This is a genomic window from Bailinhaonella thermotolerans, assembly GCF_003594875.1.
Taxonomy (GTDB): Bacteria; Actinomycetota; Actinomycetes; order Streptosporangiales; family Streptosporangiaceae; genus Bailinhaonella; species Bailinhaonella thermotolerans.
In genome coordinates, this window is sequence record NZ_QZEY01000035.1 from 1 (window position 1) to 22,887 (window position 22,887).

Sequence of the window (22,887 nt, forward strand, 5' to 3'; positions counted from 1 at the left end):
CCCCCCGACCGCCCGCACCCCGATAGGAGCAGACAGATGGAGACGAACGGGCACCCCGTCACCGAGCCCGCCCCCCACCCCGCCCCTCAGGCGGCCCCGCACCCCGCCGGGCTGCCCAGGCCCTACATCCCCCCGCCTTCCCCGGCCACGCCCGCCTCCGCGCCGCGCCGCGCCGAGCTCATGGTGTCCGACCGTGCCCTGTACGGCACCCACGCCATGGCCTTCCTCCGCCCGGGCGACAAGTTCAAGATCAACAACTCGCCGTTGCGGGAACGCGTCTTACAGGTCGTCGAGGCCGCGCCCTCGGCCGTGCTCCCCGGCTTCGTGCGGCTCTTGGTCGCTGAGCACGACGAGCCGCTGACCCTGCCGGCCGCGAGCCCCGTCGACCTGGTCTCCGCCCCGCGTGAACACACCGTGCGCTGCGTGGAATGCGGCAGGGCCGAGACCATCACGCTCGACGCGGCCGAGTGGGGTACCCCCATCAAGTACCGGTGCCCCTGCCCGGCCCCCGCCGCCGACCCCCACGCAGCCTGAGCCATGGCCACGACCTTGATCCCGCCCCGCCGGCTCGCCGAGCTCCACGCGCGCGGCCGCGCCGAGGCCGCCCGTGCCCCCTTCGTCGACCCCGACGCCGTCGCCGCCGGGATGCGCGTCCTGGGCCAGCGCGGGGAGGAGTGGGCCGTGAGCGTCCTGGGACGGCCGCTCACGCGCCGCTCGCGGGCGCATCACTCCATCCCGTTCTTCTACGACGGGGATTTTGAGATCCTCGTCTTGGCAGACACGGAGGAGACCGACATCCTCCTGTCCCGGGCGACATGACCGAGGACGGGATGACCCCACAGGGCCGCGCGCTGCTCGAGGAACTGCGCGCGGCCGCCGGCGACCGGCCCGCCCACGCGCGGTGGGTCGATCTGTGCATCGCGGCCGAGCTCGCCGACGAGGCGGGCGACGCCGACGCCCTGCCGATCACCAGCACCCCGGCGCTCCCGCGCGAGGTGGCCGAGGAGATCGCCGACGCGGTCGCCTGGATCGCCCACCGCGAGCGCGCCATACGGGACGGGCGCAGCCCCGCCCCCGCGCTCTACCCCCGCGACTACCTCGACCGGCGCGAGCGCGGCCCCGTACGGCGCACGCGGCCGGCCGCCGCCCCGGCCCCGCGCCGCCGTACGGCCGTGAGCGGCTACCAGTACCGTCCCCACTGACCACCCCTGAGACCGGGGCCCCTGCGCGGCGAGAGGGCACCCGGCCACCAACCGGGGCGCCCCCTCGTCAAGGCGGAGGGGGCGCCCCTCGCCACAGAAAGGACCCCAGATCATGAGCGCGCTATCCCCCGACCGGCTCCCCAACGGGGCCCGGCTCGAGATCACCGTGCGAGAGGGCACCTATCACGCCTTGTACTGGTACGGCCCCGAGGAGGCGCCCCCGCTCCCCGGGCACGACCCGTACGACGCGTACGACGGGGAGGGCACGGGCGACACGCTCGAGGCCGCCGCCCTGGCCGCCATCGCCGACGCGGAGAGGGGCGGGGAGGAATGACACCCACCACCGCGCCTCTCACGCCCTCCGATCTGCCCCTGCACGCGCGCATCGAGATCGCCCCCGAGGGCGGCGCGTTCCGCGCCTGCTACTACCTGCGCGGACCGTGGGGAGACCTTTCGTACCAGGCCGGCACCGGCCACGGGCCGACCATGGACGCGGCCGCCCGCGACGCCATCGCCAACGCCGTCGACCCGGAGTGGTAACGGCTCGGCTGCCCCACGGCCGCACGGCGCCTCGTTACCCTGACCTATGGGCCACGCCCGAACTACCCGAATGAAGGACACCGCCAAATGACCGCAACCGCACTACCGCCCGAGCGGGCCGCCGCCCCGCCGGCGCCCGATAGAGCCCCGTTGCCCAAGGGGGTCGGCAGGTACAAGCGCCCTGGGCGCCGCGTCGCGTTCGCGAACCAGAAGGGAGGCGTCGGCAAGACGACCACCACGGTTCTCATCGCCGCCGCGGCCGCCTCCCGGGGCGCGCGCGTGCTGGTGATCGACCTAGACCCCCAGTGCCATGCGACGAGCACGCTGCGGGCCACGCCCGGGCGTTACACCGTGGCCGAGATCCTCACCCCGGACCCGCAGACCGGTGACGCCGTGCCGGGCTGCGCCCACTCGGCGATCGTTCCCGCCGACGCCCAGGTGTGGCCGGCGGGAATCGACGTGATCCCCTGTAGCCTGCTCGCGGCCGAGCGCGAGACAGACGCGGGTGTCGATCGGGAGATTCGGTTGGCCACCGCGTGTGAGGGCGTGGCCGATCTCTATGACCTGATCCTGCTGGACCTGCCGCCCTCCCTCGGAGTCCTGTCGATCAACGGTCTCACCTACGCCGATGAGGTCGACGTGGTGATCCAGCCTCACCGGTTCGGTGTCGACGGCGCGGCCAAGCTGTCGCACACCATCGCCCGGATACGTAAGCGGCTCAACCCCGGGCTTGTCATGGGGGCGATCATCGCCGCCGCTGTCGACATGGGCGACGACCGTGCCAAGCGGGCCATTGCCCGAGAGCGGTTGGCCGAGGCCGAGACCGCCTATGGCGAGCACATGCCCGTGCTGGTGATGCGACGGTGGGAGGCGGTCAACAAAGCGACCGACCGCGCGTTGCCCCTGTCGCACTTCGGGGCGATCGGCCGGGAGCCGGCCGAGTGGTTCGACAGCCAGGCGCTTCGGCTGCTCGGGGAGGCGGCGTGATGGCAGTCCAGCCCGCACCGCCGCCTCCGCCCACCCCGGCGCCGGCGTTGCCCCCCTCGGTCAACGACCCTGACCGCCACCCGCTCGACCGGCCGCCCGCTGTCGTGCGTACCGAGGAGGTGCCCGCCGACGTGCCCCGCGACCACCCGCCTGCGCCCGAGCGCAAGGCCAGCGGCCGCCCGAGCCGTACGGCTCGCGCCGAGCCCCGGCGCCCGCAGCCCAAGCCGACACCACCGGAGGCCGCGGCCGACGGCCGGGCCGAGCTGCCCGACCGCATCCGACAGCGGATGGTGGTCACCAGCGCCCTGCAGGTAGCCAGCCTGCGCGCCAAGCTGCAGGCCGCGGTCGACGAGCTCGGCGCCGCGGTAGACGTCGCGCTCGACGCCGGCGACGACCCCCGCGCCGTACGGGCATGGCTCGCCGGCGCGGGCCTGTACAACCCGCCGAGGGCGATCGCCGACCACCTCGACGCACGCGCGGCGGCCATGGCCGAGGCCGAGGACGAGGACGCTTGGTAAACCGCTGACCTACCTGCCCCGCAGAGGCGCCCGTACGTGAAATGACAGACGTACGGGCGCCTCTGCGCGTGACAGGGGTCGTTCTGACCTGCGAGAACGTCCCAAGATTCCCGCTCCGAGCGATACTAAATAGACACAGTTTCGTGTACATTTGAAGGGTCGATTCCCACTCGGAACGGAGCATGCCGTGATGGATCGCCCCACCCGTGCCGCGCGCCCCGCGCGCGACCGCGACAGCCTCGCCAGCCCCCGGGCTGTCGGCTACGCCCGCGCCCTGATCCACAACCGCGACCGCGCCCGCTTGTCGCGAGCCGACCGCGACCGCCTCGACGAACTCGTGGCCGCCACCAGCGTGGCGCGGCCGCGCGCGGCCGACGTCTCGGCAGTGATCGACATCCTCAAGCCGCTTCCCGCCCGCCTCCCCGCAGGCGCCGGCGAGTGCGAGGAGGCGGTGTACCTGGTCGACGGGGTCGTGTACCGGACTCGGCACGGGCGTCGGGGCCTCTACGCCGACCGCCTGGTGCTGATCGGCGGCCGCCCCGGTGCACCGTATGAAGGGGGACGCTGGGAGTACGCCGCCGGCGCCGCGCGCCGCCTGGCGGCCGCCGACCGCCTCGACGTCGCGGAGGCCGCGGCGTGGGGGCGTCGTACGCATGTGTGCGTGTGCGGCCGCGCCCTGCTCGCGCCGGGCGACGGGGTTCACCCCGCCTGCGCCCGCCGCCTGTAACGGCCACGGCCCCCACCCCCTCCCCTCCTGTTCGCCGGCGTGGGAGTCATCCACCCCACGACTCCCCCCACCCATGTTGCGAATGGACGCAGATACATGTACATTAACTCGTGAGGACAACCCCCAAGGAAGGACCGAGAGAATGCGCATGGTCGTCTGCCCCACTCAGGACCGGCTCACCCCGTGGAGCGTCGTGGACTTCACCGTCACGCCCCCCGAGGCCCGGATGAGCCGCCGCGTGTGGCGCACCCTGCACGCCGCCCGCGCGTACGCGGAGCTGGCCACCGCGCGGCCGCACGCCTACGCCGCCGCCGCCGAGGCCGCCCACCTCCTCGACACCATCTGCGACCGCTACGCGCGGTGGATCGAGGAGGTGGGCGCCCCCCGCCTCATCCCCGGCGCCGACGGCTCCTACCTGATCGAGTGGATCGCCGGGCCCGACGCGTGGGCTCGCCTGGCGCTGTGGGGCGGCGTCGACGTCACCGCCACCGCCTACCTCGGCTCCACGGTCCAGGTGGGCCCCTACCTGCGCAGCACCGCCACGGCCCGCGTTGAGATGCTGACCGGCTACGTCATCCGCATCACGCCCGTGACGGCCCCCGCCGCCGAGCTGGCCGCGGCCTGACGCACATCGCAGGCCGGGCGCTCCCCTCCGGGCGCCCGGCCCCAGTCCTGAATGTCAGGAAAGAACGACGAAGATCATCCTTTTCCTAGCGCGCCGCCCCCGGGGCGCTGTAGACATGTCTCCGCAGCAGCGGGCGCGCTCGGATGTACGGCCCCCCCGACATCCCCTCCGCGCGCGCCGCCGCTGCAGCCCGAGGGGGCGCCAGCCGTACGGCTGGCGCCCCCTCCCTCATGCTCCCGGTCGCCAGGCGGCCGGGCCCCCCACGTCGGGCCCGAGGCGGCCCGCGCAGGCGACCGTGGAGCGGGTGCTTCGCGGGCCGGGGCGTGTCCCCCCACGGTGCCCAGCAGGCCGGCGAAGCTGCGCCCGTCGCCAATCGAACGCGAGTTCGACTTTAGCGGGGTGGCGACTGTGGCGCTAGATCAAGATTGTGTCCGGTATGACACGCGCTGTTGGTGACGGCGGGCGGCGCTGAACGTGCCTGAGGCTCCCACTCCCGACGTCGGGGGAGTGGATGAGTGAGATCTCGCGGGTGCCTCAGGTGTTGCGACGCCGCCCGCCGCGTAGGCCCCGTGACCGGCGCGCGCACCCTGCGCAACCCCCCGGAGGGCTGGGCAGGGACACCGGTCACGGGAGTCTGCGGCCGCGGGCGGCGCGACAGGGGAGCGGGAACGCTGCCCGGAAGGACAGCGGGAGGGGCCCCGTTCGGTCAGGGGGGACGTACGGGGTGGGAGATCGCTCGACTTGTCGCGCCGCCGCGGCGCTAGGTCCCGCGGCCCGGCTGCTCCGTGCTCCACCACCCACCCCAGCTCTCAGACCGAGGAGGAGTGGGAGAGCACCCGGGCCGCGGGGGTCTCTGGCGCAGGCCGGCCGACCGCCCCAGAGGTTTTCGCCGGCGCCGCGCGGTCGCGGCCGCCGCGCGCGCCTGCAACATCTCGTATCGCCGCGCGATGCGCCACACGCTGAACAGCAGCGCCCCGCGCGGCCGCGCGTGGGTGAGCGTCCACACCGGCCCCCCGGACGCGTCCCACTGGCCGCTCCACCAGCAGCACACCCGCCCGTCGACACGCACCACCAGCTCGGGGCACACGTCGACCAGCGCGCTCGACGGCTCACACCGCACGCTCGCGCAGATGCCGCGCGCCGCCAACATGTCGGCGAGCTCCTGGGCGATCTGATGCGCGGCCGCCCGCAGCGCCGGCGACGTCTGCGCCAGCGACGCGGCCACCCGCGCCGTGCTCCACACCTGGCCGCACGCGACGACCGGCGCCGTCAGGCCACCCACGACAGATCCTCACCCAGCGACGCGACCACCGGCCACCGCCGCCGCAGCTCCTCACGGCGCGCCATCACCCGCCGCGCCGTGGACGCCACGGAGGCCGCGTGCCCGTAGGCCATCACCGGCCGGCCCGACTCGCTCTCCCGCCCGGTCCACCACTGGTAGAGCTGACCGTCACAGACCACGACCAGATCCGGATACACCGACACCAGAGCCCGCCCGTCCATCGCTCCGTACATCTGCACGCGGATGCGGTGACTAGCCAGAGCGGCGACCAGGCGGCGCGCCATCAGCGCGGGCCGCCCGGCGGGCGTCGTGCGGTGGGGGGCTGTCATCCGGGTCCTCCGGTGATCGCAGGGCGTCACGTGAGGCAAGCGAGAGTACGCGCCACGCCACGGGACAACAGGCGCGCGGCGCGCCCCGACCTCAAGGGGCGCGCCGCGCGCATCCGTCCCGGGGCGCACTCCGCACCCCGCCGTCACACGGCTAGACGGCTAGGCCGAGCAGCTCCCCGAACTTCCGGGCCTCCCGCTCGATCAGAGGGCCGCCCTGGTCCACGATGTCGCTCGCCATCTGCCGCGCCAGCGGCGCGTAATGCACCGTCTCGGACGAGACCGAGTAGGCGCGGCGAAGCCAGTGCAGCGCGCCGCCATGGTCGCCGCGCTGGTGGTACGGCCGCGCCGTCTCGATCAGCAGCCGCGCGCGCCGATCCAAGCTCGGCACGCTGTCTGGGTCGACGAGCTCGGCGCGGTCCCTCGCGGTCCGCGGCTGTCCGAGATCAGCGCCCACCGACACGGCGTGCACGGCGACGTTGCCCCGGCTGAACACGGTCCAAGGGTGGACGTAGTCGGCGCCGAGCCGCTCGGCGGTGGCGTGCCCCTCATCCCAGTACGCCCACGCGTCCCCCTCGCGCCCGGCCCGCGCGCAGGTGATCGCCGCGTGCAGATGCAGCGCCCCCCACATCCCCCGCAGGTGCGCCGAGCCGCCCTCGAGCCGCGGCCGCAGCAGCGCCCGCGCGTCGTCGATCAGCTCCAAGGCCCCTTCGTAGTCCCCGATCGCCCGGCGCACGTTCCCGACCACCCACGCCGCGCCGGCCAGGGTCTCGGGCTGGTCTGCCTCTTGCGCGGCGGTGATCCCCCGATCGGCGGCGATCATCAAAAGCTCCGGCTCGGATGTCCACGACAGGAGTTGCTCGGCGAGCCCGTACACGTCGGCGAGCAGCGCGTACGCGCGCCGCCGCTGCGGCCCCGCGCTGCTCCTGGTCGCCGCGCGCGTATCCGTGATCAGGGTCGGCAGGACCCGGCCTACGTCCGTCCGTTGCGTCGGCGAGGCGTGCCACAGCCGCCACGCCTGCTCCACCCGCGACGCGAGCGACTCAATGTCCATCGCGTGATCGTCGGGCGTGAGCACGTGATGATGGATCGCCTCCCGCACCGCGGGGATGGAGTCGTGCGGGATACGGGAGAACGACGTCACCGGCAGCGACGTACCGCCGGCGGGAAGGTCGAGATCCACGCCCGCCAGCTCCATGACGTCGGACACGTTGAGCACCACCGCCAGGCGCGCGAGCTGGTCGACCCGAGGCGGCAGCCGACGCCCCGTCTCGATCCCCTTGAGCCACGACGCAGAGCGCCCCACCAGCCCCGCCAGCACAGGCCGGGACATCCCCCGGCGCTCGCGTATCCGCTGGATGCGTTCGCCGGTCCGCAGACCGGCCAAATCGTCAAGCATGTTGGCCTACCCTGAGGGAGTTCCGAGAGACACCGCCAGGCTACGCCCGTACGCGGGCGCCCGGGCGGGCGGAACACCAGGGGCCGCCCGCCGTCTGTCGCCGGGCGGCCTTCCCCCGCCGGGAGGAGCCGCCCGTGATCGAGATCCGCGCCGCCGTCAGCGGCCTAGAGCAGAGCCGCGCCGGCATCTAGCCGCCCCCGCCGCCAGGGCGTACCGTGAGGGCGGTCGTGGGCAGTACCCCGGATATCTGAGCACCCGCGAGCATCACACGCGGCGCCAGAGCCCACGGGACCGCAGTCCCCTATCCGGGAGTCGGCATGCTCTGGGCCCTCGTGACATCCCCCTCGCTCCTGGCCGTCGCCATCGCGGCCGGATGGGTCCTGGACCGGCGCGGCCGCCCCCGGCCGTACGGCGTGCGCCTGCACGACATCATGCGCCCCGGCTACTGGCGGTGGGCCCACGCCCGCATCCTCCTCGGCGTGATCGTGGTCGCGGCCGGAGGCCAGTGCGGGTCAGGGGGGAAAGGCGGCGGCGTCGCCGAATGCGGGGTGAGCTACAAAGTCCAGATCCAAGAGATGGGCGGCCAAGAGCGGATCGTGGGGTCGGCCGCAGCGCAATGCACCAAGCGGCCCCGCAGCCACAACATGACGCTGTGGCTCGAGAAGAAGATCGGGGGGAAGTGGACACGGCAAAGTCCCCGCGAATTCTCCAACCGGCTCCCCCACCCGAACGAGGTGAAGAAGCACGTGACCGCCCTCTGCGTCGCCGGCCGATGGAGAACGGTTGTGCGAACCGCCGGCGTCATCTCCACAGGAGAGCCGTTCGACGCTACGTTCAGAGATAGCGAGCGAAGCGTGTCACGGAGGGACTGCGGCCTTGACTAGGGGATACGCCCGATACGGGTACTCCGTGCCGCGATGGAACCTCCCCGCGCGACTCATCCTCTGGTGGCAGACCCACCGCCCGTGGTGGACACGGCAGCGCGTCATGACCGGCCCCCTCGCGCCCGAGCTCGAGCCGCACCGGTACCTCGTGATCCAAGAGGGCGCGGCCATCCTCGGCCCCGGCGTGCACCTGCGGTACGACGGGCCCCCCGAGGGATTCGAGGCGTGGGTTGCCGAGCACCTCGACGACGCCGACCGCCGCGCCGCCGCAGCCGTCGCCGGCGGCGTAGACCCTGACCGCTGGTTCTGGGCGACCTTCGGGCCGTACGGCCGTACGCGCACCTCATGATCGCCCGCGTCCGCGTCGCCCGGACCCTGGGTGAGGGGACGGCGGGATTCGAGCTGACGGTGCGGCTGCTCGGTCAGCCGCGGAGTACGCGGCCGTGGCGGTCGACCGTGCGGACCCGCGAGTAGTCCTCGCCGTCGACCCGCTCGACGTCGCCGGCGGGCACGTCTCGCACACGCTGCTCGAAGGGGCTGCGCCGATCGCTGAATCCCTCGGTCTGGCGTAGCGATGTCATGAGCACACTCGCCCACCACGATCCGTCGGTGCGCTGTGTCCAGCGCAGTAGCGGCACGAACCCGGCGCCGCGCAGCCGTACGAGGGGCCCGGGGCGCTCAGGATGGCCGGTCATCCCCGCACCGGACGCGCGGCAGGATGACGATGTGGCCCCGCGTCGGCCGCGCCTGTGTCTGCGGGGGGCTGATCTGGCCGGCGATGCGGGCGATGTGGCCGAAGACGGCGAGTGTCATCGCGGCGGCGAGCAGGACGCCCCATTGTCTGGCGGCGAGGGCGAGGACCGCCCACAGCGCCCAGTAGACGAGCATGTAGGCGGCGATGTGTCGCAGGTGGCGCCCGGTCTCCGCGGGGCGTCGGGGGCTGGTCATGTCCGCAGCCTACGCAGGCCGTCCGGTCTCATCCGGAACGGTCCGGGCGGTTGTCCATCTGTAGTAGGTGAGGGGATCGAGACGGATACCGGTCGGCGCCTTGACCGGGGTCCGGGCCCCCCGTAGGTTACTGGTCATAATTATGACCACTACGGATGGAGTGTCCGTGGAGAAGTTGACGCGCGAGCAAGAGCGGTTGGCCCTACAGGTCACGGCCACGATCCAGGCCGCTGACCAGTCCATCCGCGCCGCCATCCGCGCCGCCGCGAGCGCCGGCGTCAGCGCGAACGAGATCGCCCGCCGCGCCGATCGCCGCGTGACCGGCGTGCGCGGCTACGGCCGCCCGGTCGTCCTGGAGATCCTGCGGGCCGAGGACGTGTGCGCCACCGCCCTCGAGGCCCTGGCCGACGTCGAGATCAGTGCCGGGGAGCAATGGTCGGAGGACACCGCCGTGTGGGTCTACCGGAACTCCAAGCGCGAGGCGCGCATGCGGCTGTCCCCCACGCTCGGGCCGTCGCACACCACCCGCGCACACACAGCACAGGGGGCGGTGGACGCCGTACGCGACGCCGGCCTGAGCGTGGACGCGCGCGGCTGGGTTCCGTGGGAGCACCTGGCCGACGGCTACGCCGTCACGCTCTCCCGGGACTGACCCCGGGCCTCATCGCCCCTTTGCGAGGGGATCGGCCGGCGCGCCCACCCCGGACGCGCCTCGAGGAACAGGAGACCAGTGATGCACGACCCCGGGAGCATGGCGCCGTGGGAGCGCGACCTTGCCGGCCTGCCCCCGACCGCCGAGTCCCTGCGGCAGGACGCGCAGGACGCGCGGGAGCAGGAGCAGGCGCGCGCGGCGCAGGCGGCCGCCTGGCCCGAGCTGCACGCCGGCGCCGATGAGATCGAGCTCGGGCCGCTGTGGGCGCGCCTGGACACCACCGGCCCGTTGGAGGAGCGCATCTTCGTGCGCGGGGCGGCGCTGGTGGATCTGCTGGCGCAGGTGGCCGGCGGGGATGCGCGGCGCCTGGCGGCCGGGGTGCACAGCGTGCTCAACCGCCGCGATCGCAACGTGCGCGCGCATGTGCGCTCCCCGGCCGATGACACGGTCGAGCTGACGGTGTGGTCTGAGCGCGGCTGCTGGAGCGGGCGGCGCTGGTGGCTGAACGCCGAGCTGCGCGCCGACACCGACGATTTCGGCGAGGTGCGCCTGTCGGGCCTGAGGGGCGCCGTGCTGGCCGTGACCAGTGCCCGCACCGGGCGTACCACCGTGTTCGCGGACGCGCCGGGCGGGCCCCTGGCCGAGGTGGCGGGCCGCTGGTATCTGGCGTGGGAGGGCCGCGCCGGGCTGCGATCCCTGCTGGGGTGGGAGGCGGTCGAAGAGGCCGGCGAGCCGGTCACGCTGGACGCCTGGCGGGCGCTGCCGCAGGCCGCGGCCGAGCAGGCGGCGCGGCGCGAGGCCCGGCGCGAGCGGCTGTGCGGCTGGCTGCGGCGGGACCTGGCCGAGGCGGTCGCCGCGCGCCCGGCCGCCGACATCTGGGGCTATCTGCCGGACACTCCGCAGGTGGCGGCCTGGCGCGAGCGGTACGTGAGGGGCCGTTTCCCCGACCGGCCGGGCGTGCGCCAGCCCAACCCGCCGAGCGCGAGGGTGCTCGCGTGGGATCTCATCGACCCGGACGGGCCGGCGTGGGGTGACAACGTCGTCGAGGTGCACGAGACAGACCTGTAGCCGTACCGCTAATGGCTGTACCGATCCTCCTCGCCGCGGCGCGCCCGGCCCGAAATCTACGTCGTAAAGCCGGGCCCGCCGCACAGCTCTTATCCACTACGGTCCGCGGCGGCCGCTCCCCCCGCTCCCCGTACCCGGACAAACGATCCGAGACCTACCCATCGGGGCATGAAGCGCCGCGCCGTCCGGGACGCGCGCGGGTTCCCGCCACGCCCGCCCTACCTCTACTTCCCCGCCGTAACCCCGTGACCTGCCCTATCCGGGCCGCGACCCGCCCGTATAACGAACATTATCCGTACGAATGTCGGGGGAGGGGACTACGCTCGACCCGAGCAGCGCGCCGGACGCGGGCCCGGCGCCATCGGCAGACGGGAGGCAAGGTGACGTTCCTCGACGGCGGTGGTCAGCTCGAGCTCCCCGGCGCGGGCCTGGCCGAGCTGATCGAGCGCGGCCGCGCCGCCGGGCAGCGCACCGCCGCGAACACGCGCAAGGCGTACGCCGCCGACTGGCGCCGCTTTCTCGAATTCGCCGAGCAGCACGGTATTACGTCCCCCCTGCACGCGACCCCCGATCACCTGGTCGGGTTCGCCGTCTGGCTATCTGATCACAACCGATCCCCCAATTCGGTGCAACGCGCCGTAGCCGGGGTCACTTGGCACATCCGCGACAAACTCGGCCAGGCGCCCGACCACCGCCCCGCGCTGCGCGCCGCCGTCGCCTACCGGGCCGACGCCACCCGCGCCGGCTGGCGGGAAAACCGCGCCGACGCCTACACCCTCGACGAGCTCCTGCAGATCAAGGGGCAGCTCGACCCGCGCCGCCCGATCGACCTGCGCGACTGGGCGCTCATCATGCTCGGCGTGGGCATCGGCGCCCGCTCGTCCATGCTCGCCGTCATGGACGTCGGCGACATCCGCGAGGACCACAGCGGCGACGAGATGACCGTGTGGGCCTACATCGGCGTGAGCAAGGCCGACCAGGGCGCGCGCGGCCACGCCGCCCCGATCCACCGCGCCCGCGTCGCCGAGCTGTGCCCCGTCACCGCCGTCTATACCTGGCTGCGCTGGCTCCACGGCCAGGGCGTCACCTCCGGGCCGCTGTGGCGCGCCCTCACCGGCACCGCCGGCGACGTGCTCGCCCCGCCCCAGCCGCGCGCCACCACCGTCGAGGCGCGCGAGGGGCGCCTGTCGGCCGACCAGATCGGCCGCCGCGTCCGCAAGCGCGCCCGGGCCGCCGGCATCACCCGCAAGATCCGCGGGCACTCCGGCCGCGCGACCTTCGTCACCCGCTCCCTGCGCGCCGGCGCGCTGCCCAACCACGTCGCCGCCATCGCGGGCTTCGCCGAAGGATCGCCGCAGGTGCAGCGGTACGCCCGGCTCGAGGACGCCGCCCGCCACAACCCCGCCGCCCACTGGCTGTAGGAGACCCCCCATGTCCGACCTCACCGACGCCGACCGCCTGCTGAACGCGACCGCCGCCGACGTCCGACAGCTCCCCGCAGAGCTCGGCGACGCCGTACGGCGCGCGCAAGACGAGCTACTCGAGGCAGTCTCGCGGTTCGCTCCCGGCATCGCCGCGCTCATGCACCATCTGCCTGCCGCTCGCGCGATCACCCTCGCGCGGCGCGGCAAGGTCGCCGAGATCCGCGCCGACCTTGCCCTGATGACCCCCGACGAGCGCGAGGAACTGCACGCCGCGGCGCAACTCCTCGCGCAACTCACCAAGCCCGATGCGAGGGCCGAGCAGCCATGACCGGGCAGGCTCGCATGCTGCGGTGCGCGTGGATCGCGCCGGCCGAGGACCCCGACGCGCGGCTGCTCATCCCCGGCTGCCCCGACCGTGTCCAGGACTGGGACGCGCCCTGTGCCTGCCCCACCACGGTCGAGGAGCTCGGCCAGGCCGAGACGCGCATAGCCGAGCTGACGGCCGAGCTGCAGGCGCTACGGCACCACGTGTACGGCCTGACCACCGCGATCGACGCACACCCTGACCGGGCCTCCCTGTTCGCGGCCGCCGACCGCTGGCACATGACCCAGAAAGAAGAACCCCCATGACCCCCAGAAAGGACCCCGCATGGCCGAGCTCACCGCCGAGCTGCCCTGCTACACCACCTGGGACGCCGTGCCCGACGGGCTCTACACCAAGACGCAGCTCGGCCGCCTCGACCCGCCCCGCCGCCTGCGCCGCGGCGCCGTACCGGTCGGCCGTGTCCGGTACCACGGCAACCGGCACGCGCCGCTGTATGACCTGGACGCGTCCGAGCTCAAGCCGGCCCCGACGCCGGCGCAGCTCGCCGCGGTCCGCCGCGCCTCGGCCGCCCGCCACATCTGCGCCCGATGCGACGCCCGCACGCACCCGGCGGTCACGCCCGACACGCCGCCCCCGGGCCACGTCGAGCCGTACCCCGGGCGGCTGTGCCCGACGTGCCGCGCTGTGCTCATACACTATGGGCGGCATGCCACGGACCGGCGCGGTGCCGCGCGGGTCGTCGAGCAGCTCGCCGACCGGTCCGCGGTCGTGGTCGCGGCCGACGACGCCGACGAGCCGCGCCGTCTCGTGCTCGTCGAGTGGCCGGCACCGCTACGGCTCGACGTCCACTCAGTCATCCTCGACGTCGAGCTGATCCCACCCGGGACGGGCTCCCGGGCCGGGGCCATCACCTACCGCGACGCGATCGGCCGCATTGACGACATGATGCGGCCGAGAGGCACCGGCGCCGCGCTGCCGGTGTGGGTGTCATGGCACCGGTGGGCGCTCTGGCCGCTGGTCATGCTGGCCAACCACGACATGAGCGCCGCCGACCAGCAGGCCCGCAGGGACGCCGACGAAGCCGCGCGCCTGGTCGGCCCGAAGCGGTGGTCGGAGATGACCGCGACCGAGGCGTACCCCTGGATGCACGTGCAGTGGCCAGACGCGCCGACCGGGCCCGAGATCACCGGGCAGCGGGCCTACCTGCACACTGTCACGGTGCGGGAGGTGTGGGCGCGCTACCACGCCGAGCCGACGCGCCTCGCCGAGGACCCCCAGCACTTCGAGCCCATGTATCCGCGCCGCCACCCCGGCTCGACGGGGGATCTCCTGCTCGACGCGCGGCTGACCATGGCCGCTCTGGTCAAGATCGCCGACGGGACCGAGCCCGTCTCACCGCGCGCCCCGTGGCGCGTCCACCCGCCGCGGCCGGGATACGTCGACGGCGCACCGTAGGCGCGAGCCCCGGCGAGGTGCGGAGTGACAAATGACCGGATGTCCCCTCGCCGGGGCTGCCCTGAGAGTACGCCGCCCCGGGAGACGGCGCTTACCGTTTCGGCACTCCTGCTGACCCCCGCGCGTCGAGGCCCGCATATCGGGCATATCGGCAGCTCCGCGGGCTACGATCACGCCCCATGGGGGGATATTTACGCTCGTGCGGGGGCCGGCGCATCCTCGCCGCGGTGATCGGCACGGGCCTTGTCGCCAGCGTCTACGCGGACGCCCGCACACCCGATGACCTACCCGTGGTGACCTGGTTCTTCATCGCCGCGGGTATCGGGCTGGCCGGGCTCGCCGCGATCTGCGCCACGGGGTGGGGTGGCCGGTCGTGTGATGTCGACACGCTCGCCGTGCTCGCCTGCGCCTGGTGGGCTGCCCGGGCGGTCGCGCATGTCACGAGCGACCGGCCCGCGGTCGGGGCGCTGCTGGCCGTGGTCGCACTGCTCGTCGGCCTCATCCGCACGCTCGTCGACCTAGCCGGGCCCCGGTCGTCGGCATGAACTGGCCGGAGCTGATTAAAGAGCTCCTCTTGCCGGTGATCACGCTGTTTGTCGTGCCCGCGCTACTGCGGTGGGCGCGGGGCCGCTGGCCGGACGAGCCCGACACCCGAGACAGGACCGGCGGGGACGCGACGCCGCCGGCGAGAGAGGGGGACACATGACGGACGAGCCGGAATGGACGGAACCGCCGGGGGAACCGATGCCGCCCGAGCCGTACGCCGGCGCGGGGCCGACGGGGACAGACCCGGCCCCGGTGACTGACGCCGAGCTCGCGGCACTCGCCGCATACGAGGCGGCCGGGACGCCTGAGGAGTGGTACAGCCAACAACACGGGGGGGACGCAGATGGACGCGGCGCGAACGAGGTTGATCAAGGCGGCGCGGGCTGACCTGGGGTACCGGCAGCCCGTCGACTCTCGCGGCCAGAAACTCCCCACCCCCTACGGGGAGTGGTATTGCCGGGCGGCGCGGGTCTCCTGCAGCGCCTACGGCCCGGCCGCGTGGTGCGACATGGCCGTGTCCAAGTGGGCTGAAGAGGCGGGCATCGCGCCCTTGGTCGGCCGGTTCGCCTACACCGTGGCCCACGCCCGGTGGTTCAAGGCCCGCGGCCGCTGGTCGCCGGCGCCGGCCGTGGGCGCCGTGGTGTTCTTCGACTGGGGCCGCTCCAACGACATCGAGAAGATCGACCACGTCGGGATCGTGACCGACGTGCGCGGGGGCGGCGTCATCCGCACGATCGAGGCCAACACCCGCCGCGAGGTCGCCGAGCGCACCCGGGGCGCGGCCGAGTACGTCGGGTTCGGCCACTGGTGGCGCGGTGCCCCGGGCGGCAGCGCCAAGCCCAAGCCGAAGCCGCCGGCCAGCGGCGCCGACACGCGGCCGCCCGCGTACCCGGGCCGCCTCATCCGGCAGGGATCGCGCGGGGACCACGTCCGCACCTGGCAGCGGCAGATGATCCGCCGCGGCTACAACCTCGGCCCGACCGGCGCCGACGGCATCTACGGGCCGCGCTCGGCGGCCGCCGCCCGCGAGCTGCAGCGGCGCGCCCGCCTCGTGGTCGACGGGATCGTAGGCCCCGACACCTGGCGCGCCACGTGGAGCAAGGGGGGCAAATGACATGAGCGAGCACCCGCCCGACCGCCCTTCGGGGAGGATCGGGCCCGATTTTGGCGCTACGCCAGACCCGTACGGCTACCGCCACGGGCAGCCGCCCGACCACACCGGCACCTACCGCGCCGAGCCTCCCCCGCCGCCTGGCGCTCACCGCGGCGCCCCGCCGTACGGGTACGGCCCCCGCGACCCGTACGGCTACCCGCCGCCGCGTCCGGAGCACCGTCCCGAGCATCGGCGCGAGCCGTACCCGCCCGCCCCCGCCCCGGCCGGCGCAGGAAGCGGCGGAGGCGGGGGCGGCGTGCATCGGCGAGACCAGCTCGACGAACGGCAGCGCTGGTGGGAGTCCCTCCCCTGGGGCCGCATCCTCGCCGTGCTCGTCACCGCCCTACTCGGCACCAACGCCTTCCTCACCGCCGGCGCGGGCGACCAGCTCGACGACGTCGACCGGCACGCGGCCGCCGCGATCGACCAATGCCGCAGCGCCGCCGACTCCGCCGCCGAGGCCGAACAAGCCGCCGAGGAAGCCGAGCAGGCAGCCCGACGCAAACCCGCCCGCGACACGCCGAAACCGTCCAACTCACCTACACCGCGCAACGCCCCGTGACCACTACCGTGTGATCACATCGGCGGGGGCCGTACACCGCCCTGGGACTAGGGGGACCAGGGCACCCACGCTGCTCGGTAACGGGGGGATCGAGCAGCGCAGGCGTACGGCTCCCGCCGTACGCACGTCCACCCCGGGGGCAGGCAGAGGGGGGATGACGTGAAGCCGCCCGAGCGGCTGCAGCTCGACACCGACCGCGACCCATGGGACCGCCAGAGCGGCGAGAGCGACGCCCTGTACGCGCACTTCCGGACGTATCTCGAGCTCGGCCCCGGCCGTACCGTGCGCAAAACCGCCGAAACCCGTGCACTGACCGCCCCCTATCTACGCGGCGTGGCCGCCGCCATGCGCTGGCGAGAGCGCGCGGACGCGTACGACGCCGAGGCGCGGGAGCTGTACCGGGCCGAGCTCGAGGCGCGCGCCCGCGACGCGGCCCGCGCCGACGCCGAGCTGCTCGACAAGGTCGCCGAGCGGCTGGGGGAGTCGCTCGACTGGCTCGACGCCCGCCACCTCAAACCGGCTGACCTGGTGCGGCTGCTCGACGTGGTGATGCGGCATCGGCGCGCCCTGTACGGCGGCGCCGGCGTCGAGGTGACCGTGTCAGGCCCGGGCGGCGGCCCGGTGCAGCTCGACGCGACCGGCGACGACCTAGCCGCGCTCTCGCCCGAGCAGCGGCGCCGCCGGATCGCCGAGACCGTCGAGGCCGTACAGCGCGCTCTCGCCGCAGCGTCGGGGGCCGATGATGACGACTGACGCGGCCGCCGACCTCGCCGCCCTGGCGCAGCTCAACGCGTCGCTCGAGGCGCTGCGCGGTGATGTGCTGGCCACGCCGGTCACGCTGGCGCGGGCGCTGGACCATACCTACCGGGTACGGCCGCACCTGCGCCTGATCGGGGACGCGCTCGCCGACGTCGCCGCCGGCCGGGTCGAAAGGCTGGCGATCTTCACGCCGCCCCAGGTCGGTAAGAGCGTCACCGTGTCGGAGTGGGGGGTGTTCTGGTGGCTCGCCCGCCACCCCCGCCACGCGGTCATCCTGACCAGCTACGCCGCGTCCCTGGCGCATCGGCGCGGCCGCCGCGTCCGCCGCCTGGTCGAGGCGTACGGCGCCCCGTACGGCCTCGTGCTCGACCGGGGCAGCAAGGCCGTCGACAACTGGCAGCTCACCGCCGGCGGCGGCCTGCGCTCGGCCGGGATGGACGGCGGCATCACGGGCAACCCCGGCGACGCGATCTGGATCGACGACCCCCACAAGAGCCGCGCCGAGGCCAACTCCCGGACGTTGCGTGACCGCGTCCACAACAGCTACTCCGCGGACCTGCTCACCCGCCGCGCCCCCGGCGCCCCCATCATCCTCGTGATGACCCGATGGCACCCCGACGACCTCGGCGCGCGCATCCTCGCCGACGAGGGACGCGAGGACGAGGGCGGCCGCTGGCGTGTCATCCACCTGCCCGCGCTGGCAGACCCCGCGCTGACCGGCGGCGCCGACCCCCTCGGCCGGAAGGCGGGTGAGCCGCTCACCCACCCGAAGATCCCCACCCGCGACAGCTCGGCCGCGCTGCGGCACTGGCTCGACGCGCAGGCCACCACCCGCCCCGGCGACTGGGGCGCCCTCTACCAGGGCAACCCCCAACCCTCCGAGGGCGCGCTTGTCACCTATGAGCTGCTCCGGCAGCGCCGCGACTACCACCCGACCGCGCGCCCCGCACGCCGCGCGGTCGCGGTCGACCCTGCCGGCGGCGGCCGCGACACCGTCGGCATCATCGCCGGGTACCTCGCCTCCGACCGGCGCCTGTACTGGACCCACGACGCTTCCGGCGTCATGTCGGCCGCCGAGTGGCCCCGCCGCGTCTGCGAAGTCGCCGCCGACACCGACGCTGACCTGATCATCGTCGAGATCAACTACGGCGGGGACATGGCCATCCGGCTTATCCGTACGGCGTGGGACGCGCTACGCCGCGAGCACCCGACCGGCCGGTACGCCGAGCTGCCCCCCAGGATCGAGGCCGTACGCGGCAAGGCCGGCAAGTTGCTGCGGGCCGACCCCGTCGCCCAGGCGCTCACCGAAGATCACATCCGCATCGCCGCCCCGCTCCCGCTGCTCGAGGAGGAGTGGGCAACGTGGCAGCCGCTCGACCCCGACAGCCCCGGCCGGATCGACGCCAGCGTGTACCTGGCGCTGCGGCTGCTGCCGATCCCCGGCGCTTCCTCGGTCGTGTCCACCGCGGCCGGGCTGTCCAAGACCGCCGCTGGCACCGGGCGCGGCCTGGCCGGAATCCCCCTGCGCCGATAAGCCCCACAGCCCGTCACAGCGCGGGTTACCGTGACGACCAGACCCCCACTACCCGGGAGGCCCCATGCCCCACCCGCCCGCGCTGACCGCCACAGCGCGCGCCTACCTCCGCAACCTGGCCAGGACCGCGCGCCGGGCCGAACACGAGGTGCGCGCCGCCGAGCTCGCCTGCGAGGCGCTCTCGCTCGAGCCCCCCTCAGGGGCCGAGGCCACCACCGGGGCGGGCGCAGCGGCTACCAGCCCATGGCACGTCACCTCCGAGCGGCGCCGTGAACGCGCCGAGGCCCGGCTACGGGCATCCCGCGAGGATCTCGCTCAGATCGCCTGGTGGTACACCACTGCGGCCGCCGCTGCGGTATCCGCTCTCCGGCACGGCGGCGATATCACTGCGGCCGATCTCGAAGCGCGCACGCTGTACCGGCGCGACCGGAGACCGGGCCGCGGCTACGACCAGGACCCGGGCGGGCCGCCCTGGCGCGCGTGGAACCGGCCACAGCTCCCCGACCCCGACGCCGTCGCCGTCGGCATCGCTGACCTCGACGAGCCCGTACGCGACGCCGTCACCACCCTGCGCGGCGCCTACGCGGCGGCGCAGACCGCCGAACTGATGTACTCCACCGAGCTCGGCGACAGCCCGCCCGAAACCCGCACCCCGCATGGGGCGCAGCAGCGCGACGAGGCCGAGAAAATCGCGCAGCTCATCCCCGAGATGCTCGTATGCCTGGCCGCAGCCCTTGCGCACGCGGCTCTCGGCGACGAGGTCAGCGCCAACACGGGCGCCCACGTCTAAGACCGCCACGACCCCCACTACCCGGGAGACCGCCATGACCGACGCCCACGCGATCTCAGACGAGCCGCGCCGGCTCGTGCCGCTGGACGAGCAGCCCATGATCCAACGCCGCGCGGAGAGTTGGATTCGTCACCTCGGGGGGCACCCGTCGGAGAAGTTGCTTGCCCGCGCGCATCTGCTCGTTCTGGCCGAGCTCGCGGTGCCGGGGCACCTGGCCACCGTGAGCGGCGCGGTCGAAGCCCTCACGCGCATACGGAACTGCAGCGACGGCCCCGACGGGCTCAAGCCGTACGCCAAGCCGTTCGAGGACTTGGCGGCCGCGCTGCACGAGGTACAGCGTCAACGTGACCGGCTCATCGCCGCGATCAGCGGGCAAGACCCCGCCTAGCACCTGCGGCGGCGCCGTACCCGGCGCAGGTAGGCGCCCCGGTCGGCGGCCAGGGCCGGCGGGAACCCGGCTGGGTTGCAGATGCGGCAGCGGCGACGGTGCGCCCGGTACCCGGGCAGCCTCGGCGCGTGCGCCCGATGCAGCGCCCACGCCGCGCCGATCATGACGCGCTCTGCCGCCTGCAGGAGTTGGATGATCTGCCCGAACGGGGCGTTGCCGGGCTCGTGCGCATCATCGGTCATACGACCCATCCTGGCAGCGTTGGTCTAGGCTGCGCCTATGATCCCGGCGCCTCCGGGGCTGCGCCTGGCGTGGCCGCAGCCGCCTCCTGACTACCCCGAGCACGACGGCCGCCCGGTCCGCTGGGACCCCTGGGACGTCGCCTCCCGCGTGCACTGCATCCCCTCGGGCTGCGTGCCGTGCGGGTACGGCGGCCGCGTGTGGATCACCTGGGGTACCGTCGCCCCCGAGCATCCGGGCGCGGTCGTCGTCGAGCGGCCGACCCGGACGCGCAGCGGCCGCGCCTACCGCAGGCAGGAGGCCCGGCCCGCGCCCGTGGCGCGCCGCCTGGTCGCCTTCCGCTGCCCCGCCTGCGGGGCGACGCAGATGTGGGATATGGGCGAGCACGGGCAGAGCTGGGCCCTGGTCGACCCGTCCCGGCCGCGGCTATTCTGACCCGTGCACGACAACCCGCAGGCGGTCTCGCCGCCGGCGGCCTTATTGCGGACGGCCGAACGCACACAGCACACCGTGTAGGACCGCGCCCGGCCCTGCCGGTCTCCCGCGCCCGGGACCTCGTTCCCCGGGCGCGGCTTCATTCCCGCGATCTCGCATAGCCGGGCCGAGACCGATATCGTTCCCCTGCTGCGCCCGGTGCGGCCTGTCTCGGTCTCCTTCCGAGGGTTGTCCTCAACTTCTCCTCACTGGTCACCGGAGGGCCCCGGGCGCAGCCCCGATCACCCCCCAGCTCGGAGAGCGCGATGTGTGAGCCCGTGACCGAGGTGGCAGAGGCGGCGATACGCGCCGACGAGCGCCGCCGCATCGCCGCCCGATACCGGGACCGCGCCGCCCGATACCGCGCCGTCCCCGGCACGGGGCTTACCCTGGGCCAGATCTGGGACCGGGCGTCCTGCTCCCGAACGTGTCCCCAGCCCCAAGGTGGACGGATTACCCCAGGTCACCCCGTGTGACGAGGACGCTGTCCACGGGAGGGTTTCGGTCTACGTTTTCCGGGATGAGTCCGGCGGGGCGTTCGCTGATAACGCGGAGTGCCGGTGTTCGCCCAGGTCGCGGTGCTCGCTAAGCCGTTATATGTCAACCTGCCCCGCATCCCCGACTACTCAGAGCTACATGGCGGCTGGGGACACGTTCGGGAGCAGGACGCCGACCGGGACATGCAGGCCCTGCAGGCAGAGCAGATCGCGGACGAGATCGAGCACGCCGCCCCCTGAGCGTCGCGGTGTGACGCGCCCCCGCGCGGCGTGCCGATATCGGGCATACGCGCGCATTACGATCTCCCCGTGCTGCTAATCGGGGTGTTTGCGCTGGCACTGGGGGCAACGGCACGTGCCACGCATTTCGTGATCTGGGATGACCTGGCGTCGCCGGTCCGGGCGTGGGTGATCGGCCGGTGGGGGCCGCAGAGCAAGGCGGCCACGCTCGTCTCGTGCCCGTGGTGCCTGTCCTGGTGGTGGGCGCTGGCCTGGTGGGGGTGCGGCTACCTCGCCTCCGGTCACCCGCTCGACGTGACCGCCCTGTGGGCGATCCCGGCCGGCGCGCTCACCATCTCGTATCTGTACGCCGCGGCGCAGGCGCGGCTAGGGATCGGCGGCGCGTAAGCCGTACGGCGCGGGCGCTGGGGGGCGGCCTGCGCGCCATGAGGGGATCACATCCGGGGCCCGGGGGGACCGTATATGGCCTGGTGGAACAAGTACAAGCAGCACACGACGACCGTCGACGCGCCGGGGCGGTCGCCGCGCCGCGTCATGATCGCCTCGGCGGCGATGGTGCGGCGCTCCGATGTCAAGATCCTGCCCAAGGTGATGGACTGGCAGGGTACGGCGTGGGAGTACTACGACGAGGTCCCGGAGCTGCGTGCGGGCGTGGGCTGGGTCGCGAACGCGATGAGCCGGTGCCGGCTCTATGTCGCCCGGGTCAGCCCGGACGGGGGTCCGGACCCCGAGCCGGTCACCGATGAGCGGCTGCACGCTCCCCTCGAGGAGATCGCCCGGGGTGCCGGCGGGCATGGGGCGTTGCTGTCCCGGCTCGCGCTCCACCTGTCCATCCCGGGCGAGTCCTATCTCGTCGGGTTCGACCACGAGGGGCGGCGGCGCTGGCTTGCCCTGTCCAACGGCGAGGAGTTCAAGGCGCTGCAGGGCGGCAAGATCGAGCTCCGGCTGCCGGAAACGGACCAGTGGATCACGCGCGATCCGGACGAGGGGGCCGCGCCGGATGAGCATGCTGTGGTGGTGCGGATCTGGCGTCCCCATGGCCGGCACGCGTTCGTCGCTGACTCTCCCGTGCGGGCGCTGCGGTCGACGCTGCGGCGCCTGATCGGGGTGTCTCAGCACGTCGAGGCGACCACGGACAGCCGCCTAGCGGGCGCGGGCCTGCTGCTGCTGCCCGAGTCGATCTCGGCGCCGACCCCGGAGGGGGCCGAGAGCAACCCCACCTACCCCGATGACCCTTTCTACGGCGCGCTGATCGAGGCGATGACGACGCCGCTACGGGATCGGCAGTCGGCGGCCGCGGTGGTGCCGATGATGGCGCGCGTGCCCGACGCGGCGGTGGGCC

The 22,887-nt window shown here is 73.7% G+C and carries 34 protein-coding genes; 29 read left to right on the forward strand and 5 right to left on the reverse strand.

The window, feature by feature from the left end:
• Window positions 1-36: 36 nt before the first annotated feature.
• The 10 genes from D5H75_RS42525 to D5H75_RS41110 all read left to right on the forward strand — a co-directional run bounded on the left by D5H75_RS42525 (window position 37) and on the right by D5H75_RS41110 (window position 5,774).
• Complete coding sequence (locus tag D5H75_RS42525; RefSeq protein WP_119931864.1) at window positions 37-534, forward strand: hypothetical protein; 498 nt, start codon at window positions 37-39, stop codon at window positions 532-534.
• 3 nt (window positions 535-537) lie between these two features.
• The gene (locus D5H75_RS40055; RefSeq protein WP_119931865.1) at window positions 538-819 is read left to right on the forward strand and encodes a hypothetical protein; all 282 of its coding nucleotides are present in this window, start codon (window positions 538-540) and stop codon (window positions 817-819) included.
• Entirely contained in the window at window positions 816-1,202 is a 387-nt protein-coding gene (locus D5H75_RS40060) for a hypothetical protein (protein WP_119931866.1), read from the forward strand. Before D5H75_RS40055 ends, D5H75_RS40060 begins: the two co-directional genes overlap by 4 nt.
• Window positions 1,203-1,314: 112 nt before the next feature.
• A complete protein-coding gene (locus tag D5H75_RS40065; protein WP_119931867.1) occupies window positions 1,315-1,536 on the forward strand; it encodes a hypothetical protein in 222 nt (73 codons plus the stop codon).
• The gene (locus tag D5H75_RS40070; RefSeq protein ID WP_119931868.1) at window positions 1,533-1,742 is read left to right on the forward strand and encodes a hypothetical protein; all 210 of its coding nucleotides are present in this window, start codon (window positions 1,533-1,535) and stop codon (window positions 1,740-1,742) included. The genes D5H75_RS40065 and D5H75_RS40070 overlap by 4 nt, the downstream gene beginning before the upstream one ends.
• Before the next feature lie 87 nt (window positions 1,743-1,829).
• Window positions 1,830-2,729 (forward strand): ParA family protein, encoded by a 900-nt coding sequence (locus D5H75_RS40075; RefSeq protein ID WP_119931869.1) that lies wholly within the window; start codon window positions 1,830-1,832, stop codon window positions 2,727-2,729.
• Window positions 2,729-3,247 (forward strand): hypothetical protein, encoded by a 519-nt coding sequence (locus D5H75_RS40080; RefSeq protein WP_206781984.1) that lies wholly within the window; start codon window positions 2,729-2,731, stop codon window positions 3,245-3,247. The genes D5H75_RS40075 and D5H75_RS40080 overlap by 1 nt, the downstream gene beginning before the upstream one ends.
• A gap of 190 nt (window positions 3,248-3,437) precedes the next feature.
• Window positions 3,438-3,974: a hypothetical protein gene (locus tag D5H75_RS40085; protein WP_119931871.1), complete on the forward strand. Its 537-nt coding sequence runs from the start codon at window positions 3,438-3,440 to the stop codon at window positions 3,972-3,974.
• A gap of 142 nt (window positions 3,975-4,116) precedes the next feature.
• Window positions 4,117-4,599 carry a hypothetical protein gene (locus D5H75_RS40090; protein WP_119931872.1) on the forward strand — a complete coding sequence of 161 codons (483 nt, stop codon included), beginning with the start codon at window positions 4,117-4,119 and terminating at the stop codon, window positions 4,597-4,599.
• A 947-nt stretch (window positions 4,600-5,546) separates the two neighbouring features.
• The gene (locus D5H75_RS41110; RefSeq protein WP_147425463.1) at window positions 5,547-5,774 is read left to right on the forward strand and encodes a hypothetical protein; all 228 of its coding nucleotides are present in this window, start codon (window positions 5,547-5,549) and stop codon (window positions 5,772-5,774) included.
• Between the two features lie 94 nt (window positions 5,775-5,868).
• On the opposite strand, the gene D5H75_RS40100 is transcribed toward D5H75_RS41110, so the two are convergent.
• Together D5H75_RS40100 and D5H75_RS40105 are read right to left on the reverse strand one after the other, a co-directional pair.
• A complete protein-coding gene (locus tag D5H75_RS40100; RefSeq protein ID WP_119931874.1) occupies window positions 5,869-6,210 on the reverse strand; it encodes a hypothetical protein in 342 nt (113 codons plus the stop codon).
• A gap of 151 nt (window positions 6,211-6,361) precedes the next feature.
• Window positions 6,362-7,606, reverse strand: coding sequence for a helix-turn-helix domain-containing protein (locus D5H75_RS40105; RefSeq protein WP_119931875.1), 1,245 nt, complete (start codon window positions 7,604-7,606; stop codon window positions 6,362-6,364).
• Window positions 7,607-7,923: 317 nt separating this feature from the next.
• Here D5H75_RS40105 and D5H75_RS40110 point away from each other — a divergent pair, with 317 nt between their 5' ends.
• Window positions 7,924-8,490 carry a hypothetical protein gene (locus D5H75_RS40110; protein WP_119931876.1) on the forward strand — a complete coding sequence of 189 codons (567 nt, stop codon included), beginning with the start codon at window positions 7,924-7,926 and terminating at the stop codon, window positions 8,488-8,490.
• Window positions 8,491-8,515: 25 nt separating this feature from the next.
• The gene (locus tag D5H75_RS40115; protein WP_147425464.1) at window positions 8,516-8,839 is read left to right on the forward strand and encodes a hypothetical protein; all 324 of its coding nucleotides are present in this window, start codon (window positions 8,516-8,518) and stop codon (window positions 8,837-8,839) included.
• Between the two features lie 73 nt (window positions 8,840-8,912).
• Here D5H75_RS40115 and D5H75_RS41115 read toward each other — a convergent pair whose 3' ends face one another.
• A complete protein-coding gene (locus D5H75_RS41115) occupies window positions 8,913-9,185 on the reverse strand; it encodes a hypothetical protein (protein ID WP_147425465.1) in 273 nt (90 codons plus the stop codon).
• Window positions 9,169-9,438, reverse strand: a complete 270-nt coding sequence (locus D5H75_RS40120) for a hypothetical protein (RefSeq protein WP_119931878.1) — start codon at window positions 9,436-9,438, stop codon at window positions 9,169-9,171. Before D5H75_RS40120 ends, D5H75_RS41115 begins: the two co-directional genes overlap by 17 nt.
• Before the next feature lie 166 nt (window positions 9,439-9,604).
• Here D5H75_RS40120 and D5H75_RS40125 point away from each other — a divergent pair, with 166 nt between their 5' ends.
• The 13 genes from D5H75_RS40125 to D5H75_RS40185 all read left to right on the forward strand — a co-directional run bounded on the left by D5H75_RS40125 (window position 9,605) and on the right by D5H75_RS40185 (window position 20,094).
• The gene (locus D5H75_RS40125; protein ID WP_147425466.1) at window positions 9,605-10,090 is read left to right on the forward strand and encodes a hypothetical protein; all 486 of its coding nucleotides are present in this window, start codon (window positions 9,605-9,607) and stop codon (window positions 10,088-10,090) included.
• An 81-nt stretch (window positions 10,091-10,171) separates the two neighbouring features.
• Window positions 10,172-11,158 (forward strand): hypothetical protein, encoded by a 987-nt coding sequence (locus D5H75_RS40130; RefSeq protein WP_119931880.1) that lies wholly within the window; start codon window positions 10,172-10,174, stop codon window positions 11,156-11,158.
• A gap of 380 nt (window positions 11,159-11,538) precedes the next feature.
• The gene (locus D5H75_RS40135) at window positions 11,539-12,579 is read left to right on the forward strand and encodes a tyrosine-type recombinase/integrase (RefSeq protein WP_202638986.1); all 1,041 of its coding nucleotides are present in this window, start codon (window positions 11,539-11,541) and stop codon (window positions 12,577-12,579) included.
• 10 nt (window positions 12,580-12,589) lie between these two features.
• Window positions 12,590-12,910: a hypothetical protein gene (locus tag D5H75_RS40140; RefSeq protein WP_119931882.1), complete on the forward strand. Its 321-nt coding sequence runs from the start codon at window positions 12,590-12,592 to the stop codon at window positions 12,908-12,910.
• Complete coding sequence (locus D5H75_RS40145; RefSeq protein WP_119931883.1) at window positions 12,907-13,212, forward strand: hypothetical protein; 306 nt, start codon at window positions 12,907-12,909, stop codon at window positions 13,210-13,212. The genes D5H75_RS40140 and D5H75_RS40145 overlap by 4 nt, the downstream gene beginning before the upstream one ends.
• A gap of 19 nt (window positions 13,213-13,231) precedes the next feature.
• Window positions 13,232-14,362, forward strand: a complete 1,131-nt coding sequence (locus tag D5H75_RS40150) for a hypothetical protein (protein ID WP_119931884.1) — start codon at window positions 13,232-13,234, stop codon at window positions 14,360-14,362.
• Window positions 14,363-14,541: 179 nt separating this feature from the next.
• On the forward strand, window positions 14,542-14,907 hold the full coding sequence (locus D5H75_RS40155; protein ID WP_119931885.1) for a hypothetical protein: 366 nt from the start codon (window positions 14,542-14,544) through the stop codon (window positions 14,905-14,907).
• Window positions 14,908-15,251: 344 nt separating this feature from the next.
• Window positions 15,252-16,022, forward strand: coding sequence for a peptidoglycan-binding protein (locus D5H75_RS40160; protein WP_119931886.1), 771 nt, complete (start codon window positions 15,252-15,254; stop codon window positions 16,020-16,022).
• 295 nt (window positions 16,023-16,317) lie between these two features.
• On the forward strand, window positions 16,318-16,623 hold the full coding sequence (locus D5H75_RS40165) for a hypothetical protein (protein WP_119931887.1): 306 nt from the start codon (window positions 16,318-16,320) through the stop codon (window positions 16,621-16,623).
• Window positions 16,624-16,782: 159 nt separating this feature from the next.
• Window positions 16,783-17,376 carry a hypothetical protein gene (locus tag D5H75_RS40170; protein ID WP_119931888.1) on the forward strand — a complete coding sequence of 198 codons (594 nt, stop codon included), beginning with the start codon at window positions 16,783-16,785 and terminating at the stop codon, window positions 17,374-17,376.
• A complete protein-coding gene (locus D5H75_RS40175) occupies window positions 17,363-18,916 on the forward strand; it encodes a terminase large subunit domain-containing protein (RefSeq protein WP_202638987.1) in 1,554 nt (517 codons plus the stop codon). Before D5H75_RS40170 ends, D5H75_RS40175 begins: the two co-directional genes overlap by 14 nt.
• A 64-nt stretch (window positions 18,917-18,980) precedes the next feature.
• On the forward strand, window positions 18,981-19,706 hold the full coding sequence (locus D5H75_RS40180) for a hypothetical protein (RefSeq protein WP_119931890.1): 726 nt from the start codon (window positions 18,981-18,983) through the stop codon (window positions 19,704-19,706).
• Between the two features lie 34 nt (window positions 19,707-19,740).
• Window positions 19,741-20,094 carry a hypothetical protein gene (locus D5H75_RS40185; protein ID WP_119931891.1) on the forward strand — a complete coding sequence of 118 codons (354 nt, stop codon included), beginning with the start codon at window positions 19,741-19,743 and terminating at the stop codon, window positions 20,092-20,094.
• Here D5H75_RS40185 and D5H75_RS40190 read toward each other — a convergent pair.
• Complete coding sequence (locus tag D5H75_RS40190; RefSeq protein WP_119931892.1) at window positions 20,091-20,336, reverse strand: hypothetical protein; 246 nt, start codon at window positions 20,334-20,336, stop codon at window positions 20,091-20,093. The two genes, D5H75_RS40185 and D5H75_RS40190, sit on opposite strands and share 4 nt — an antisense overlap.
• Window positions 20,337-20,373: 37 nt before the next feature.
• Here D5H75_RS40190 and D5H75_RS40195 point away from each other — a divergent pair, with 37 nt between their 5' ends.
• The 4 genes from D5H75_RS40195 to D5H75_RS40210 form a co-directional block, all read left to right on the forward strand.
• A complete protein-coding gene (locus D5H75_RS40195; protein WP_119931893.1) occupies window positions 20,374-20,769 on the forward strand; it encodes a hypothetical protein in 396 nt (131 codons plus the stop codon).
• A 599-nt stretch (window positions 20,770-21,368) separates the two neighbouring features.
• Window positions 21,369-21,545 carry a hypothetical protein gene (locus D5H75_RS42530; protein ID WP_202638988.1) on the forward strand — a complete coding sequence of 59 codons (177 nt, stop codon included), beginning with the start codon at window positions 21,369-21,371 and terminating at the stop codon, window positions 21,543-21,545.
• A gap of 129 nt (window positions 21,546-21,674) precedes the next feature.
• The gene (locus D5H75_RS40205) at window positions 21,675-21,932 is read left to right on the forward strand and encodes a hypothetical protein (RefSeq protein ID WP_147425467.1); all 258 of its coding nucleotides are present in this window, start codon (window positions 21,675-21,677) and stop codon (window positions 21,930-21,932) included.
• 75 nt (window positions 21,933-22,007) lie between these two features.
• Window positions 22,008-22,887 (forward strand): hypothetical protein (locus D5H75_RS40210; RefSeq protein WP_202638989.1); only part of this gene is annotated, 880 nt, incomplete at its 3' end.